General features: G+C 77.0%; 2 protein-coding genes. Both read right to left on the bottom strand.

The genetic code is table 11. The annotated features are described in order from the left end of the window. Positions 1–256 (bottom strand): M17 family peptidase N-terminal domain-containing protein (locus tag HUX53_RS00780; protein ID WP_309236983.1); only part of this gene is annotated, 256 nt, incomplete at its 3' end. 91 nt (positions 257–347) lie between these two features. Continuing rightward, on the bottom strand, positions 348–670 hold a 323-nt coding region (locus HUX53_RS40585), incomplete at its 5' end, for an adenosylcobinamide-GDP ribazoletransferase (protein WP_176401229.1).

The following is a 670-nucleotide window of genomic DNA, read 5'->3' as shown; positions in this document are numbered from 1 at the left end:
GGTCCTCGCCCAGCCCGGCGGCGACGATGACCTTGGCGGTGACGGCGCCCAGCGACGGCAGCCTGGTGATCTCCCCGGCCTTGCCGGTGGCGCCGAGCGCGGCCAGCGCGCCGGTGAGCCGGCCGTCCATCGCGCGGTCGAGGTCCCCCGCGCCGCCCGCCGGCGCGGCCCCCTCGCCGGCGGGGGAGACGCCGATCACGATCGCGTCGACGTCGAGGCTGGCCAGGTCTGCGCTGTCAAGGCTGATGCTCGTCACGTAGCACGATGTTAGTCGTCCCGGTGACCGGTTTCGTCCTTTTGGATCAAGCATTGCCGTCCCGCGACCCGGCCCGGCGCGCCCCTGGTCATCAGGGTTGAGCGGCCAGGACGACCAGCGCCGCGGTGGCCGCGACCTCGACGAGCGCGCCGAGGACGTCGCCGGTCGCGCCGCCCAGCCGGCGGACGGCGTGCCGCAGCAGCAGCAGCGCGGCGCTGGTCTCCCCCGCACCGTCGGCCCAGCAACTCAGTCGCGGCGCTCCCGGCGCCGCCGGCCGGCGCGGCCCCCTCGCCGGCGGGGCTCCCCCCGGGCGAGGGGGGGCCTTTCCTGCAAGGCTGGCGCAAGCTGGGCGAGCACATGGCGGCCGGCGGCCCGCCCGCGACGGCAGGGCCCGGCCCCGCCACCTACAACAAA

The sequence above is a fragment of the Actinomadura sp. BRA 177 genome (assembly GCF_013372625.1).
Taxonomy (GTDB): Bacteria; Actinomycetota; Actinomycetes; order Streptosporangiales; family Streptosporangiaceae; genus Spirillospora.
The sequence above is the reverse complement of the archived record's forward strand: the minus strand, read 5'-3'. Positions and strand labels throughout refer to the sequence as shown.